Below are 14,612 nucleotides of genomic sequence, written 5' to 3' on the forward strand. Positions count from 1 at the left end.
ATCTGACTTTTTGGTCCATAGGGGACTCTCGATTCCATGACATGGCCAGTTACCTCCTGGCCATGATTAATACATGTAAACGATGTCTCCGGTTTCAAACGTAAAGGATGTCTCCGGTCTGTACCGGCGCAAGTCCCCTCCCACATGGGATTTGTGTAAGACCCATAACCGCATTATTTGGAAACACCATGCCCAACATCCTCCTGGTCGAAGACGACGCCGCGCTCTCCGAACTGATTGCCAGTTACCTGGAGCGCAATGGCTACCACGTCAGCGTGCTCAGCCGGGGTGACCATGTTCGCGAACGCGCGCGGCTCAACCCGCCGGACCTGGTGATCCTCGACCTGATGCTGCCTGGCCTCGACGGCCTGCAAGTGTGCCGTTTGCTGCGCGCCGATTCGGCGGGCCTGCCGATCCTGATGCTGACCGCCCGCGATGACAGCCACGACCAGGTGCTGGGCCTGGAAATGGGCGCCGACGACTACGTCACCAAACCCTGCGAGCCCCGCGTGCTGCTGGCCCGGGTCCGCACGCTGTTGCGCCGCAGCAGCTTGTCCGAGCCTCAGGTGGCCAACGACCAGATCGTCATCGGCAACCTGTGTATCGACCTGTCGGAACGCACCGCGACCTGGCGCGAACAGGCGGTGGAGTTGTCCAGCGGCGAATACAACCTGCTGGTGGTGCTGGCGCGGCATGCCGGTGAAGTGCTCAGCCGCGACCAGATCCTGCAACGCCTGCGCGGGATCGAGTTCAACGGCACCGACCGCTCGGTGGACGTGGCCATCTCCAAGCTGCGCCGCAAGTTCGACGACCACGCCGGGGAAGCGCGCAAGATCAAGACGGTGTGGGGCAAAGGCTATCTGTTCAGCCGATCCGAGTGGGAATGCTGAGCCATGTTCCGTGTGCTGCTGCGCCTCTATCTGATCACGATCGTCACCTACAGCGCGGCGATCTTCCTGATTCCCAAGTTGGTGATCCAGGTGTTCGAGCACCGCTACGTGGACTACAACGTCGAACAGTCCCGCGGCCTGCAGAAACTCATCGTCAAGCAATACCAGCGGGCGCCGGTGGAGCACTGGTCCCAGGTCACCGAGCAACTGGGCCGTGACTTCGCGCCGCTCAAGGTCGAACTGCTGCTGCACCAGGACACGCGCTACACCCCCGAAGAAGAGCAACTGCTGGCCCAAGGCAAACCGGTGATTCGCCTGGGCGAGTGGGGGTGGATGGCCGAGGTCAGCGCACCGATCAACCCGCAGTTCGCGGTCAAGCTGACGATCCCGCCGGACCCGCTGGACATGAACCTGTTGTACTGGTCGATGAACGTACTGATCGGTGCCGCGCTGCTCGCCTGCCTGCTGGTATGGCTGCGCCCGCACTGGCGCGACCTGGAGCGCCTGAAAAGCACTGCCACGCAGTTGGGCAAGGGGAATTTTGGCGAACGCACGCGCATTCCGCCGAGTTCCAATATCGGCAGCCTGGCGACGGTGTTCGACACCATGGCCGACGATATCGAACACCTGTTGAACCAGCAGCGTGACTTGCTCAACGCGGTCTCCCACGAACTGCGCACCCCCCTGACACGCCTGGATTTCGGCCTGGCCCTGGCGTTGTCCGAAGACCTGCCCCAGGCCAGCCGCGAGCGCCTGCAAAGCCTGGTGGCGCATATCCGTGAGCTGGATGAGCTAGTGTTGGAGTTGCTTTCCTACAGCCGCCTGCAAAACCCTGCGCAGCTGCCGGAGCGGGTCGAGGTGGTGCTCGATGAGTTTATCGACAGCGTGCTGGGTAGCGTCGACGACGAACTGGAGAACCCCGAGATTGTGATCGACGTGGTGCTCGACTGCAGCGTCGAGCGCTTCAACCTCGACCCGCGCCTGACCGCCCGCGCCCTGCAAAACCTGCTGCGCAATGCCACGCGCTACTGCGACAAACGCATCCAGGTGGGGGTCAAGGTATGTCCCACGGGCTGCGAAATCTGCGTGGACGATGATGGCATCGGTATTCCGCCGGACCAGCGCGAACGCATCTTCGAGCCGTTCTATCGCCTGGACCGCAGCCGCGACCGCTCCACCGGCGGGTTTGGCCTGGGCCTGGCGATCAGCCGGCGCGCCCTCGAAGCCCAGGGCGGCACCCTGACCGCGCAGGCTTCACCGCTCGGCGGTGCGCGGTTTCGTGTGTGGTTGCCGAGTGTGACGGATTAGAAAAACCGGGTGGGAAGGCGCACACTGTGTCCCCGCTTTACCCGAGGAGAGATTGGCAATGACCGGTGTTCACACGTCTGCGCAACAGGGTTTTTCGACCCAGGCCGTCACTTACGCCCAGGGCCGACCGAACTATCCGCGGCAACTCACGGGCTGGCTGGCTGACGTACTGCGCATCGACGCGCAGTCGACGGTGATCGACCTGGGCGCCGGCACCGGCAAGTTCACGCGCCTGCTGAACGCCCTGGCGCCGACGCTGATTGCCGTCGAACCCGTGCAGGCGATGGCTGCGCAATTGGCCAGGTTGTTGCCGGATGTGCGCTTGGTCAACGGCACCGCTGAATCCATCCCCCTGGCGTCCGCCTGCGCCGATGCGCTGGTCTGCGCCCAGTCCTTCCACTGGTTCTCCACCCAGGCCGCGTTGGCCGAAATTCACCGCGTGCTCAAGCCCGATGGGCGTCTGGGGCTGGTGTGGAATGTGCGGGATGAATCGGTGGACTGGGTGGCAGCGATCACCGCGATCATCACGCCTTACGAGGGCGATACGCCGCGCTTTCACAGCGGAAAATGGCGCGAGGCGTTCACCGGCGAGTATTTTTCCGCCCCCGAGATGACCTGTTTTCCCTACAACCACGTCGGCAGTCCGCAGGAAGTGATCATGGATCGCTTCCTCTCCGTCAGCTTTATCGCGGCACTGCCCGCCGCTGAAAAAACCGAGGTCACCGCGCAATTACGCAACCTGATCGCCACTCACCCGGCGTTGAAAGGCCGCGATACGGTGGCCTTTCCCTATCAGACCCAGGCCTACGTTTGCCAGCGACTGACGTAAAAGGCATAAAGTCAGATCATATTGATATAAGTGGTTATAAGAAAAATCGCTATCCTGCGGCCAGAATTTTACAAGGCCGCAGGTAGCTGTGATGGATGTGGGTAACGTTGGTTTCGTAGTTGCAGGCCTGATCGTTGGTTTTATCGTCGGCATGACCGGTGTCGGCGGGGGCTCCTTGATGACCCCGATCCTGCTGTGGTTCGGCATTAACCCGGCCACCGCCGTGGGCACCGACTTGTTGTACGCCGCCATCACCAAGTCCGGTGGGGTGCTGGTGCATGGCAAAAACAAGAACATCGACTGGACCATCACCGGCTGGCTCACCTTGGGCAGCGTGCCCGCCGTGCTGCTGACCCTGTGGTTCCTCGCCAGCCTGCACACCGACCCCAGCGCGATGAACGCCGTGATCAAACAGGCGCTCGGCGTGGTGTTGCTGCTGACCGCCCTGGCGATTCTGTTCAAGCATCGCCTGTTGGCCTTCGCCCAGCGCCATGCCGGCGACGATTACCACATGCACCCGCGCAACCTGAACGCGCTGACGGTGGTCACGGGGGCGGTCCTCGGCGCCATGGTGGCACTGACCTCCATCGGCGCCGGAGCCCTCGGCACCGTGGCGCTGTTTATCCTTTACCCGTTCCTCGCCACGCGGCGCCTGGTCGGCACCGAGATCGCCCACGCCGTACCCCTGACGCTGGTAGCGGGCCTGGGCCACGCCGGCATGGGCAATATGGATTGGCACCTGCTGGGCTTTTTGCTGATGGGGTCGCTGCCGGGTATCTACATCGGTAGCCACATGGCCGGTAAAGTCCCGGACGGCGTGCTGCGCCCGTGCCTGGCGATCATGTTGATGACCATCGGTTATAAGCTGGCTTTCTAAGGTACGCGGTCGCGTATTGCCGCTGCTCACCGCCTCGATCAAGCCGGTGGCTTGAACAGCACCACCGCCGCGCGCAATTTGTTGTTGCCGAACCGGCACATGCGCTCGAACTCCGCGTGGCTGACCGGCAGGTGCTGGCAGTCCAGGGGCTGGCGGTGCTGGCTGTGGTCCACATCCGGGTCGTGCAGGTAGACAAAGTCGTCGTCGCAGTCGGTGACCATCACCCAATGCGGCGACTTGGAGCGGGTCAGCCGATAGCTGCTGATCAACACCAGCGGCTGCCCGCCGTCGCGCAGTACCTTGGGCAGATCCAGCGCGCCGCCGAGCACTTGCTCGACCGTGCTGGTGGCCAACTCTTCCTCGAAGGCGTCATGCACTAAACGCATGACGTCCTTTTTATGCTGATCGCGCACGCCGTCGAGAAACAACGGCCCGCGTACATTCACCTGCATCCGCACACGAAAGCCCCGACGCCAGGCGGCCAGCGCCAGGCCTTGAGGGCTGCAACCGCCATGGCCGGCGGTCATGAACACGGTGGTCGCTTCACGCCAGATTTGCAGTTCTTCGCGGCGTGTGGCGACGCGCTCCGGCAGCAACGCGCCCATGGCCATCAGCAGGCAGGCGGCGCCACAGGTGAAGTCGGTGGTTTGCGGGTAATACGGCACACGCTCCACGCGCGCGTCCTGGTGCTGGACGATGCGTTTTTCCAGGCGCAGGGCCGGGGCGTGGTCTTCGTAGTAATCGTTGATCAACGCAAAGCGCCGGTAGCCGTTGCGTTCATACAGGGCGAGGGCGCCGGGGTTGTCGCCGCGCACTTCGAGGCGCAGGTACGCACAGTCATGCTCCACCGCGCAGGCCTCGATGCGACTCAGCAACTGCTTGCCCAGGCCGAGGCCGCGCGCGTGTTCGGCGATGGCAATCGAGTACAGCCGCGCCAGGGACGTGCCGCGATGGAACAACACCAGCGCATACCCGAGCAATTGGCCGTCCTGTTCGGCCACCAGCAACTCGCCATGGGCGCGGCTGATCATCCAGTGAAAACTGCGCGGCGACAGTCGATCGGTGGTGAAACAGTGCTGTTCCAGTGCCACCAATGTCGGCACATCGCTGGGGCTTGCAACGCGAAAGAAAAGAGCCATATGACCGCCGTAAAAGTTACGTAACAAAACGGGACTTCTCTAAAAGATCGTGCTTAATAGAAAAGGTCGAGTTCTCTAAAGCGGATCAAATATTATGTCGGCGGTACAAAGTCATTGGCGTGAAGTATCCGAGCAAACAGTCGCGGCGACAATAACGTCCAAAGGTTATTTTTCTGCTCCGCCCAGAGGCACGAGCCAAGTGGTGATCATTGTCGAACGCAAGGAAGACTGGGCCTCCTACTTCCCCAGCGAAGACATCGTCACGGCCCAGGAATATCTCGAACAAACCCGTGAAAGCGAGACCGGCAAGCGTGTGCAGGTGATCAACCTGTGTCGCGGCTACAAGTACCTGGGGCACGGTTACTACTGCTCACTGTTGGCCGAGGCTCGCGGGCACAAGGTGATTCCATCGGTGCGGACCATCAGTGAACTGACCAAGAAGTCACTGTACGGGCTGGCCCTGGACGACCTGGATAAAACCCTCGATAAAGCCTTGAGTCATCATCTCTACAGCAATACCGAAGGCTTTACGCTGACACTTTATTTTGGCCGAACCAATATAGAGCCGTTGCAGGAGTTGGCCCGCCAACTGTTTGAAGCGTTCCCGTGTCCGATCTTGTTAGTTGAATTCAAAAAGAATAACGGCTGGCATATCGAAGGGGTCAAGTCCGGCGTATTGCACAAGCTACGTGATGACCAGGAAGATCAATTCGCCCACGCCCTCGACAACTTCAGCCGCAAGATCTGGCGTCAGCCGCGCTCGCGCCGATTGGCCCGCTATGACCTGGCGATCCTGCATGATCCCCAGGAGCAATTGCCGCCGTCCAACGCCAGGGCCCTGGAAAATTTCATCAGGGTCGGCAAGGGTTTGGGTATCGATGTGGAGCTGATCGAGCGCAAGGACTACGCGCGCCTGGCCGAATACGACGCCTTGTTGATCCGCGAGACCACCAGCGTCGACAACCATACCTACCGTTTCGCCAAGAAAGCCGAAAGCGAAGGCCTGGTGGTGATGGACGACCCCGCGTCGATCCTGCGCTGTACCAACAAGGTCTACCTCACCGACCTGCTCAACAGCCATCAACTGGGCATGCCGGCCACCGAGATTCTCTACAAGGAACGACCGGAAGACTTCGAACGGGTCGGCGAACGCCTCGGCTTCCCCCTGGTGCTGAAAATCCCCGACGGCTGTTTCTCCCGCGGGGTGATCAAGGTCGAAAGCCAGGAAGCGTTGCTCAAGGCCACCGCCGAACTGTTCGAGCATTCGGTGTTGCTGCTGGCCCAGGAGTTTTTCTACACCGAGTACGACTGGCGTATCGGCGTACTCAACCGCAAACCGATCTTTGCCTGCCAATACTTCATGTCCAAGGGCCATTGGCAGATCTACAACCACAAGGCCATCGGCCAGGACATCAACGGCGAATGCCGCACCCTGGCGGTCCACGAAGCCCCCAAGGCCGTGGTGGAGTTGGCCGTGAAGACTGCCAATCTGATCGGCGACGGCCTTTACGGCGTGGACCTCAAGCAATCGGGCGACAAGGTGGTGGTGATCGAGGTCAACGACAACCCCAACCTGGATGCCGGTATCGAAGATGCCTACTTGCAGGACGACTTGTATGGCCTGGTGCTGGAGGAATTCGTCCGACGCCTGGAGTTGAAGCGTCAGGGCCAGGTCTGGTGAGTCGCGATGATCCAGCGCTTTGAATTGATCGATGGAAAGTTGCGCAGCGGGGACAGTGACGAGGCCCCGATCATGTTGTTCAGCAACCCTGACCATGCCGAGCGCAACTGGCTGCTTGAGCAGCACAAACTGGACGAGCATGCCCTGGCCTCGGCGCTCGACCCGGATGAAGTCTCGCGCATCGAATTTCACCCAGACAACCTGTTTCTGATCTGGAAGCGCCCGGAGAACTACTCCGGCGGGGGCACCCTGGTGTTTGAGGTGTCGTCCTGCGGCCTGCTGTTTTCACCCGGCCGGCTGTTGGTGATCGCCACCGATGAAACCCCGCTGTCCGGGCTCGGCGCCCGCCGTCCGTTGCACACGCCGCTGGATGTGCTGCTCGATCTGCTGCTCAACAACATCCACCACTACCTCGGCCACCTCAAGGTGATCAAGCTGGTCGCGCGGGAGTTGCAGCAACAGTTCAACGCGTCCATGAGCAACCATCATCTGATGCAGATGTTCAACCTCAGCGAAAGCCTGATCTATTACATCAACGCGCTGCACAGCAATGGCGCCGTGCTGTCGCGGCTGCGCAACCACGGCGAGAAGGAGCATTTCAGCGCCGAGATTCTCGGCCTGATCGACGACCTGATCATCGAGAACCACCAGTGCTACAAACAGGCGGAGATTTATTCCAACGTGTTCTCCGGGCTGATCGACGCGCGCGGCAACCTGATGAACAACAGCATGAACAACCTGTTGCGCAAGCTGACGTTGATCAATGTGGTGTTTCTGCCGCTCAACCTGATCGCCAGCATTGGCGGCATGTCGGAGTTCAGCATGATGACGGCGGGTACGCCGTGGTGGGTGTCGTACCCGCTGTTTCTGTTAGCGATGGGCCTGGGCGCTGGGTTGATGGTGCTCGGGCTCAAGCGGATGGCAGGCGGTGCGAATGTGATGTGAACCCCCACGCCTGTGGGCGCTGGCTCAGGACGCGGGTTGCAGGGTCAGCACCTCGAACCCGTCCGCCGTCACCGCCACGGTGTGTTCCCACTGGGCCGACAGGCTGTTGTCCTTGGTCACCACCGTCCAGCCGTCCTTCAGGCTGCGCACCTTGGCGCTGCCCTGGTTCAGCATTGGCTCGATGGTAAACACCATGCCTTCGCGCAGCTCCAGCCCGGTGCCGGGGCGGCCGAAGTGCAGGATCTGGGGGTCTTCATGCATCTGCCGGCCGATGCCGTGGCCGCAGTATTCGCGTACCACGCTGTAACCATTGGCCTGCGCATGGTGCTGGATCGCATGGCCGATGTCGCCCAGGCGGGCGCCGGGCTTGACCTGGCGGATTCCGGCCCACATCGCCTCGAAGGTCATCTCCACCAGGCGGCGTGCCTTCGGCGAGACGGCACCGATCATGTACATCTTGCTCGAGTCGGCGATAAAGCCGCCTTTTTCCAGGGTGATGTCGATGTTGACGATGTCGCCGTCCTTGAGGACTTGCGTGGCGCTGGGCATGCCGTGGCACACCACTTCGTTGACCGAGGTGTTGATGGAGAAGGGGTAGTCGTATTGCCCGAGGCTCGCCGGGCGGGCTTTGAGCTCGTGGCGGATGAAGGCTTCGACGGCGCTGTCCAGCTCCAGGGTGGAGCGTCCGGCGGCGACAAAACCGTCGAGCATGCTGAACACCTGGGCCAGCAGGCGCCCGGATTCGCGCATCACGGCGAGTTGTGCGGCGGTTTTGATCATCAGCTGCGCCCCCGGATCAGGTCCGGCTTGTCCAGCAACAGCTTGTTGATCAGCTCGTTGTAGGGCAAATGCGGGTTGAGTTCGGCGAGCAGGCCGATCTTGATCCAGAACTCGGCCTGGGCGTTGATGGAACGGTCCATGGCCGCACTGGCCAGGCGTAGTTGTTCGTGCAGTTGGTCGGTGATCTTGACGATGCCCATGTGCTTCACTGTGTCAGATGAATATACGGATCGTATACGTTTCGTATGTCCATCGTAAAGCCCCGTCAGCGAAATGGCCCCTTGCCATTGACTTGACCGGCCACCGCCGGGTAATTTCGTGACATGACATTTCAAACCCTGCGTTGCCAGCCAATTATTATTACCGCCATTCCTCATTTGGCGGGATAGCGCTCGGCTGCACCCAAACCCGCCCTAGAGGCGGGTTTTGTTTTTCCGTCTCCAGGTGCCCTTACCCAAGCCAGGAGACTCCCATGAGCACTTGCCCCGTCCCATCTACCGCTGTCTCGGGACTGCTTGAGCACTACGTCAAAAAGATCCTCGCCGCGCCGGTCTACGATTTGGCCGTGCGAACCCCCTTGCAGGTCGCCCCGGCGCTGTCGCTGTTGCTCGACAACCAGGTGTTGCTCAAGCGCGAAGATCTGCAGCCGACCTTTTCCTTCAAGATCCGTGGCGCCTACAACAAGCTGATGCAACTCAGCGCCGAGCAGAAGGCCTGCGGCGTGATCACCGCGTCGGCCGGCAACCATGCGCAAGGCGTAGCGCTGGCGGCGCGGGAATTGGGGATCAAGGCCACGATCGTCATGCCGTGCAGCACGCCGGAGTTGAAGGTGCTGGGTGTGCGCTCGCGAGGGGCGCAAGCGGTGCTGCACGGTGAGAGCTTTCCGTTTGCCCTGGCCCATGCGTTGCAACTGGCCGAAGCCTGCGGTTGTACGTTTGTCTCGCCGTTCGACGATCCGGACGTGATCGCCGGCCAAGGCACGGTGGGCATGGAAATCCTGCGCCAGCAGCAGGGCGCGCTGGACGCGATCTTCGTGCCGGTGGGCGGTGGCGGCCTGATCGCCGGGATCGCCGCCTACGTCAAATACCTGCGGCCCGAGGTACGCATCGTTGGCGTCGAAGCCGAAGGCTCGAGTTGTCTGTTGGCAGCCTTGCGCGCCGGTGAACGCGTGGTGCTGCCCAGTGTGGACGGGTTTGCCGATGGCACGGCAGTGGCGCAGATCGGCGCCCATGGCTTTGAGATCTGCCGGGATTGGGTGGATGACGTCGTCACGGTCAGCAACGATGAACTGTGCAGTGCCATCAAGCTGATCTACGACGATACGCGTTCCATCGTCGAGCCGTCCGGCGCCTTGGCCGTGGCGGGCATTCGCCGCTATGTGGGGCAACACCGCGTGCGCGGGCAGACGCTGGTGGCGGTCAACTCAGGGGCCAATATCAACTTTGATAGTTTGCGACATGTTGCTGAAAGAGCCGCAGCACACAGTGCCAGTTAACGCAAAGCCCAGGGTTAAACGTTTAATCGAAGCTGTTCGGCGATGATGTTCGTCGAGTGAATTTGAGTTGAACAAAGTTATACAAGACTGGGTACTGCTTATGAGGAAAGGTTACAACGAGAACGGATTTTGCCGAGTAGGCTTATTGATTGTAAACGTCTTCCAGGGTTGGCAGGACGTGGCGGGTAAGTGCCTGCAAGACTTATAACAATCGATTGGCCGTCTCAAGAAAGGAGAGGTTGACCATGCTTTCGGAATTAGAACTTCGCAGTATCATTGAAGGAAGTTTCCTGCCTAAACGGTGTGAATGCACCAAAGCTGAAGATGCCTCGTTGACGATCAAGGTCTATGACGATCGCGACCGTGACCGGGTGGATCTGGAAGTCAAAGGCATCAATGCTGACAAACTCGACAGCAGTCGAGCCATTTGCAACCTGATCACCGGGTTGCGCGAAGACCTCAAGCAATCGCAGGGGCCTGCACTGCAAAGAGCAGCAGGGCGCGGCCACTACTAGATAGCGAGCGTTGCTTTCACCGATCTGCGGGCCTGGTAAATACCAGGCCCGATGCTGTTGCTACCCGTCAATCCGTGCTGAACGCCGCAGGCTGTGATCGTTTGTTCACCCCAACTGTTGCCGATAGGGCAGGTCCGGGCCCGTTTTGCCGCAGGTCATGGCGGCCGCACGGATCGCAAAGCCGAGCATCGCGTCGATCTGGGCGCGGGTCAGTTGCTGCAGGCCCTCGACCGAATCCAGTTGTTGCTCGGTCAGCCAGGCAATCAACGCCGCCTGGAAGGTGTCCCCGGCACCCACGGTATCGGCCATCACCACCTCCACCGCCGGTTGCGACCAGTGCCCGTGCTGGCGGCTGAACACGCTGGCGCCGTTACCGCCGCGAGTGAGGAAGACCAACTGGCAGCGGTGTTGCAACCAGCCCTCAAGCACGCTTTCCGGCGATTGGTCGGGGTAGAGCAGGTGCAGGTCTTCGTCGCTGACCTTGATCAGGTCGGCGTACTTGACCAGTTCGGCCACGCGCTCGCGCCACAGCTGGATATCCGGTTGCGGGTTGAGCCGCACGTTGGGGTCGAGGCTGATCAAGCGCTTGCCGCTTTCGCGCTGGACCAGGGCCAGCAGGGTGTCGCCAATCGGTTGCACCACCAGGGAGAACGAACCTACATGCAGCCCGCGAACCTCATCGCCCAGGGTTGGCAGGTGTGCGCGCGTCAATTGGCGGTCGGCGCAGCCTTCGCCGCGAAAGCTGTATTGCGGCGAGCCATCGGCGCCCACGGCGACCATCGCCAGGGTGGTCGGCGCGGCGAATTCCACCAGGAACTGCGGGTTGACGCCTTCGTCCCTGAGCACCTGCAACAAGCGCTGCCCGAGGAAGTCGGTGGACACGCCGCCGAACAGCGCGGCCTCGATGCCGAGCCGGCGTAAACCGACAGCGACGTTGAACGGCGAACCACCGGCAATCGCCTTGTAATTGAGTTTGGAGGCTTGCCCGCTGGGATCGTCCTCGCTGAAAAAATCAAACAGCGCTTCACCGCACACCAGATACATAGTCGTTCGCTCTTAAAGGGTTGCCACGTGTTGCTGATAGCGCTCGTAGGCGTGTTGATAGGCGCTGACATTGTCGGCCACCGGCAGGGTCCGGCTGGCCGGGTCGACGCTCACGCATTTTTCGCACAGGCTGGCCAGGGACTCGCCGGACTGGCTCCACGCCGCCTGGATCGCCGCGCCCAGGGCCGCCGCTTCGCTTTGTTCGGTGCAGATCACTTCGGTGTGCATGATATCGGCAACCATCTGCCGCCACACCGGGCTTTTCGAGCCGCCGCCGATCAGGCGGATGCTCTGGCTGTGCAGGCCGGTCTGGCGCAACAGATCAAGGCCGTAACGCAAGCCGAAGGTGGTGCCCTCGACCACCGCGCGACACAGGTTGGCGCGGGTCAGGTTGGTCATGGTCAAGCCATGCAGGCTGCCGGTGGCGTGGGGCAGGGCGGGCACGCGTTCGCCATTGAGGAACGGCAGCATGCTCACGCCGTCGGCACCGATCGGCGCCTGCTCGACCAGGGCGTTGAAGGCGTCGAGGTCGAGGTCGAACAGTTCGCGAATCACCCCGGTGGCGTTGGTCAGGTTCATCGTGCAGATCAACGGCAACCAGCCGCCGCTGGAGGAACAGAAGGTCGCGACCGACGCCTGGGGGCTGACGTTGGGCTGGTCGGCGAAGGCATACACGGTGCCCGATGAACCCAGGCTCATGGTGATCACGCCGGGCGTGATGTTGCCGGTGCCGATGGCGCCCATCATGTTGTCGCCGCCGCCGCTGGACACGATGGCGTCGGGGTTGATGCCCAGGCGTTCGGCGATGGCCGGCAGGATCGTGCCGACGGCTTGGTCGGTCAGCGTCGGCAAGGCTGCCTGCAGGCGGCCGCTGGGGTCGATGTGCTGGAGCAGCGCCACGTCCCAGGTACGGCTGCGCACGTTGAAGTAGCCGGTGCCCGAGGCATCGCCGTATTCCGCGACGGCGCGGCCGGTGAGCCAGTAGTTGAGGTAGTCGTGAGGCAGCAGGATATGCGCGATGCGCGCGAACACCTCGGGGTGCTGCTCGCGGGTCCACAGCAGTTTGGACACGGTGTAGCCCGGCGCGATCGCGACGCCGAGACGCTCCAGCGAAGCGCTTTCGCCCCCCAGGTATTGCAACAGGCGCTCGTTTTCGGCGGCGGTTTCGGTGTCGCACCACAGCTTGGCCGGGCGCAGCACCTGGCCGCTGTCATCGAGCAACACCAGGCCGTGTTGCTGGCCGGACACGCCGATGCCGAGGATATCCTGGCCGTCCACGCCGGCCTGTTGCAGGGCGCGGTGGGTGGCTTCGGTAAAGGCGTCCAGCCACTCCTGGGTGTGCTGCTCGCGCCGGCCGTTGGCGCCGCTGATCAGTGTGTGTGCCGCGGCGCCCAGGCCCAGCACCTTGCCGCTGGAGGCGTCGAGGACGATGGCTTTGGTGCCTTGGGTGCCGCAGTCGATGCCGAGGAACAGGTTTTGCTGGGTCATGAGGGTTTGCTCAGCATTGTTGTTGGATTGTAAATGCGCTTCAAATGTGGGAGGGGGCTTGCCCCCGATGGCGGTGTTTCAGTGTAAATGTTCTTTACTGACCCACCGCTATCGGGGGCAAGCCCCCTCCCACAGGTTTAAGCCGGTTTCTTCAGGAGTTGCTGCAGTGTTTTTGTGACGCCGTTGTCGCGCAGGCTCGCATAGCACCGCTCGAACGCTGCCACAAACTCAGCCGACTTGGGAATAGCCGTGCCGAAAATCTCCTCCACGCCGAGCAGGCGCTGACTGATCCGCGCATCGTCACTCACCAGGCCCTGGCAAAACTCGGCGCGCGGGTCGGGAATTTTGTAGGCCGCGCCAGTCTCGTCGACACCCTTGAGGTACAACGCCCACGCGGCCACCACCAACGCTGCGCGCTCGGTCTCGCGCCCATCGGCAATCAGGCGGTTGATCGTTGGCACGGTGAACTTGGGAAACTTCGACGAGCCATCGGAACACACGCGCTCCAACTGGTCGGCAATCGCCTGGTTGGAGAAGCGGTCGACCAGGGTCTGCTTGTACTGCGTGAGGTCGATGCCCGGCACCGGCGCCAGGTTCGGCGTGACGTCCAGGTCCATGTAAGCGCGCATGTACGCGACGAACAACGGGTCATTCATGGTCTCGTGAACGAACCGATACCCCTTGAGAAACCCCAGGTAAGTCAGGGCCAGGTGGCTGCCGTTGAGCAGGCCGATCTTCATTTCCTCATAAGGCGTGACGTCATCGGTGAACTGCACGCCGACCTTTTCCCAGGCCGGGCGGCCGTTGACGAAGCGGTCTTCCAGCACCCATTGCACAAACGGCTCGCACACCACCGGCCAGGCATCGTCGATGCCGTGCTCATCGTGCAATTGCAGGCGATGCGCGGTACTGGTCATCGGCGTGATGCGGTCGACCATGGCGTTGGGGAACGTCACGTTGGCCTGGATCCAGTCATGCAGTTCGGCGTCGTGCAGGGCGGCGAAGGCCAGCAGGGCCTTGCGCGTGACGGCGCCGTTGTGCGGCAGGTTATCGCAGGACATCACGGTAAACGCCGGCGTGCCGGCGGCGCGACGTTGGGTCAGCGCGGCGCAGATAAAGCCGAACACGGTTTTCGGCGCCTGCGGGTGTGCCAGGTCGTGCTGGATCTGCGGCAGGTGGGCCATGAACTCGCCATTGCTGTCGTCGATGCAGTAGCCGCCTTCGGTGATGGTCAGCGAGACGATGCGGATGTGCGGGCTGGCCAGTTTGTCGATCAGCCCCTGGGCGCCGTCCTCGGCCAGCAGCATGTCGCTGATCGAGCCGATCACGCGCACTTCGGTGTCGTCGCTGTCGCCCAGTTCATACAGGGTGAACAGGTAGTCCTGGCCGGCCAGGTCGTCGCGGGCCTTGCGGTCCTCGCTGCGCAGGCCGATGCCGCAAATGCTCCAGTCCAGACCCTCGCCGGTATTCATCAGCGCATCGGTGTAATACGCCTGATGCGCGCGGTGGAAACCGCCGACGCCGATATGGGCGATGCCCTGGCGGGTATCGGCAATGGCGTAAGTCGGGATTTTCACTTCCGGCGCCAATTGGGTGAGGTTGTGTTTATTCAGTTTCATCA

14 protein-coding genes are annotated in these 14,612 nt (G+C 61.9%); 8 read left to right on the forward strand and 6 right to left on the reverse strand.

What is annotated here, in order from left to right:
* The first annotated feature begins 188 nt into the window (after window positions 1-188).
* The 4 genes from INT12_RS27085 (at window position 189) to INT12_RS27100 (ending at window position 3,904) form a co-directional block, all read left to right on the forward strand.
* Window positions 189-890, forward strand: a complete 702-nt coding sequence (locus INT12_RS27085; RefSeq protein ID WP_017848415.1) for a response regulator transcription factor — start codon at window positions 189-191, stop codon at window positions 888-890.
* A gap of 3 nt (window positions 891-893) precedes the next feature.
* On the forward strand, window positions 894-2,198 hold the full coding sequence (locus INT12_RS27090) for an ATP-binding protein (RefSeq protein ID WP_193040262.1): 1,305 nt from the start codon (window positions 894-896) through the stop codon (window positions 2,196-2,198).
* A gap of 58 nt (window positions 2,199-2,256) precedes the next feature.
* Window positions 2,257-3,027: a class I SAM-dependent methyltransferase gene (locus INT12_RS27095; RefSeq protein ID WP_102618168.1), complete on the forward strand. Its 771-nt coding sequence runs from the start codon at window positions 2,257-2,259 to the stop codon at window positions 3,025-3,027.
* Between the two features lie 91 nt (window positions 3,028-3,118).
* On the forward strand, window positions 3,119-3,904 hold the full coding sequence (locus tag INT12_RS27100) for a sulfite exporter TauE/SafE family protein (protein ID WP_017848418.1): 786 nt from the start codon (window positions 3,119-3,121) through the stop codon (window positions 3,902-3,904).
* A gap of 38 nt (window positions 3,905-3,942) precedes the next feature.
* On the opposite strand, the gene INT12_RS27105 is transcribed toward INT12_RS27100, so the two are convergent.
* Window positions 3,943-5,043 (reverse strand): GNAT family N-acetyltransferase/peptidase C39 family protein, encoded by a 1,101-nt coding sequence (locus tag INT12_RS27105; protein ID WP_017848419.1) that lies wholly within the window; start codon window positions 5,041-5,043, stop codon window positions 3,943-3,945.
* Window positions 5,044-5,137: 94 nt separating this feature from the next.
* Here INT12_RS27105 and INT12_RS27110 point away from each other — a divergent pair, with 94 nt between their 5' ends.
* Both INT12_RS27110 and INT12_RS27115 read left to right on the forward strand, forming a co-directional pair.
* A complete protein-coding gene (locus INT12_RS27110; protein ID WP_226926321.1) occupies window positions 5,138-6,724 on the forward strand; it encodes a RimK family protein in 1,587 nt (528 codons plus the stop codon).
* Window positions 6,725-6,730: 6 nt separating this feature from the next.
* Complete coding sequence (locus INT12_RS27115; RefSeq protein WP_017848421.1) at window positions 6,731-7,669, forward strand: magnesium transporter CorA family protein; 939 nt, start codon at window positions 6,731-6,733, stop codon at window positions 7,667-7,669.
* Window positions 7,670-7,693: 24 nt separating this feature from the next.
* On the opposite strand, the gene map is transcribed toward INT12_RS27115, so the two are convergent.
* Together map and INT12_RS27125 are read right to left on the reverse strand one after the other, a co-directional pair.
* Window positions 7,694-8,449, reverse strand: a complete 756-nt coding sequence (map, locus tag INT12_RS27120) for a type I methionyl aminopeptidase (protein ID WP_017848422.1) — start codon at window positions 8,447-8,449, stop codon at window positions 7,694-7,696.
* Window positions 8,449-8,649, reverse strand: coding sequence for a ParD-like family protein (locus INT12_RS27125; protein ID WP_003190946.1), 201 nt, complete (start codon window positions 8,647-8,649; stop codon window positions 8,449-8,451). The genes map and INT12_RS27125 overlap by 1 nt, the downstream gene beginning before the upstream one ends.
* 272 nt (window positions 8,650-8,921) lie before the next feature.
* On the opposite strand from INT12_RS27125, the gene ilvA reads away from it, so the two are divergent.
* Both ilvA and INT12_RS27135 read left to right on the forward strand, forming a co-directional pair.
* Entirely contained in the window at window positions 8,922-9,944 is a 1,023-nt protein-coding gene (ilvA, locus tag INT12_RS27130) for a threonine ammonia-lyase, biosynthetic (RefSeq protein ID WP_193040263.1), read from the forward strand.
* A 245-nt stretch (window positions 9,945-10,189) separates the two neighbouring features.
* The gene (locus INT12_RS27135) at window positions 10,190-10,459 is read left to right on the forward strand and encodes a DUF1652 domain-containing protein (protein ID WP_017848424.1); all 270 of its coding nucleotides are present in this window, start codon (window positions 10,190-10,192) and stop codon (window positions 10,457-10,459) included.
* A gap of 105 nt (window positions 10,460-10,564) precedes the next feature.
* Here the strand turns inward: INT12_RS27135 and INT12_RS27140 are convergent, their stop codons facing one another.
* The 3 genes from INT12_RS27140 to INT12_RS27150 form a co-directional block, all read right to left on the reverse strand.
* Window positions 10,565-11,503 (reverse strand): carbohydrate kinase family protein, encoded by a 939-nt coding sequence (locus INT12_RS27140; RefSeq protein ID WP_046483665.1) that lies wholly within the window; start codon window positions 11,501-11,503, stop codon window positions 10,565-10,567.
* Between the two features lie 12 nt (window positions 11,504-11,515).
* Window positions 11,516-12,991: a xylulokinase gene (gene xylB / locus INT12_RS27145; protein WP_193040264.1), complete on the reverse strand. Its 1,476-nt coding sequence runs from the start codon at window positions 12,989-12,991 to the stop codon at window positions 11,516-11,518.
* A gap of 137 nt (window positions 12,992-13,128) precedes the next feature.
* A complete protein-coding gene (locus INT12_RS27150) occupies window positions 13,129-14,610 on the reverse strand; it encodes a mannitol dehydrogenase family protein (RefSeq protein ID WP_046383190.1) in 1,482 nt (493 codons plus the stop codon).
* Window positions 14,611-14,612 lie beyond the last annotated feature (2 nt).

This window comes from Pseudomonas sp. K8 (assembly GCF_014889455.1).
Taxonomy (GTDB): domain Bacteria; phylum Pseudomonadota; class Gammaproteobacteria; order Pseudomonadales; family Pseudomonadaceae; genus Aquipseudomonas; species Aquipseudomonas veronii.

Bases quoted from the DNA above. Each gene is read 5' to 3' on its own strand.
- INT12_RS27085 (WP_017848415.1), top strand. From the start codon at position 189: ATGCCCAACATCCTCCTGGTCGAAGACGACGCCGCGCTCTCCGAACTG.
- INT12_RS27090 (WP_193040262.1), top strand. From the start codon at position 894: ATGTTCCGTGTGCTGCTGCGCCTCTATCTGATCACGATCGTCACCTAC.
- INT12_RS27095 (WP_102618168.1), top strand. From the start codon at position 2,257: ATGACCGGTGTTCACACGTCTGCGCAACAGGGTTTTTCGACCCAGGCC.
- INT12_RS27100 (WP_017848418.1), top strand. From the start codon at position 3,119: ATGGATGTGGGTAACGTTGGTTTCGTAGTTGCAGGCCTGATCGTTGGT.
- INT12_RS27105 (WP_017848419.1), bottom strand. From the start codon at position 5,043: ATGGCTCTTTTCTTTCGCGTTGCAAGCCCCAGCGATGTGCCGACATTG.
- INT12_RS27110 (WP_226926321.1), top strand. From the start codon at position 5,138: ATGTCGGCGGTACAAAGTCATTGGCGTGAAGTATCCGAGCAAACAGTC.
- INT12_RS27115 (WP_017848421.1), top strand. From the start codon at position 6,731: ATGATCCAGCGCTTTGAATTGATCGATGGAAAGTTGCGCAGCGGGGAC.
- map (WP_017848422.1), bottom strand. From the start codon at position 8,449: ATGATCAAAACCGCCGCACAACTCGCCGTGATGCGCGAATCCGGGCGC.
- INT12_RS27125 (WP_003190946.1), bottom strand. From the start codon at position 8,649: ATGGGCATCGTCAAGATCACCGACCAACTGCACGAACAACTACGCCTG.
- ilvA (WP_193040263.1), top strand. From the start codon at position 8,922: ATGAGCACTTGCCCCGTCCCATCTACCGCTGTCTCGGGACTGCTTGAG.
- INT12_RS27135 (WP_017848424.1), top strand. From the start codon at position 10,190: ATGCTTTCGGAATTAGAACTTCGCAGTATCATTGAAGGAAGTTTCCTG.
- INT12_RS27140 (WP_046483665.1), bottom strand. From the start codon at position 11,503: ATGTATCTGGTGTGCGGTGAAGCGCTGTTTGATTTTTTCAGCGAGGAC.
- xylB (WP_193040264.1), bottom strand. From the start codon at position 12,991: ATGACCCAGCAAAACCTGTTCCTCGGCATCGACTGCGGCACCCAAGGC.
- INT12_RS27150 (WP_046383190.1), bottom strand. From the start codon at position 14,610: ATGAAACTGAATAAACACAACCTCACCCAATTGGCGCCGGAAGTGAAA.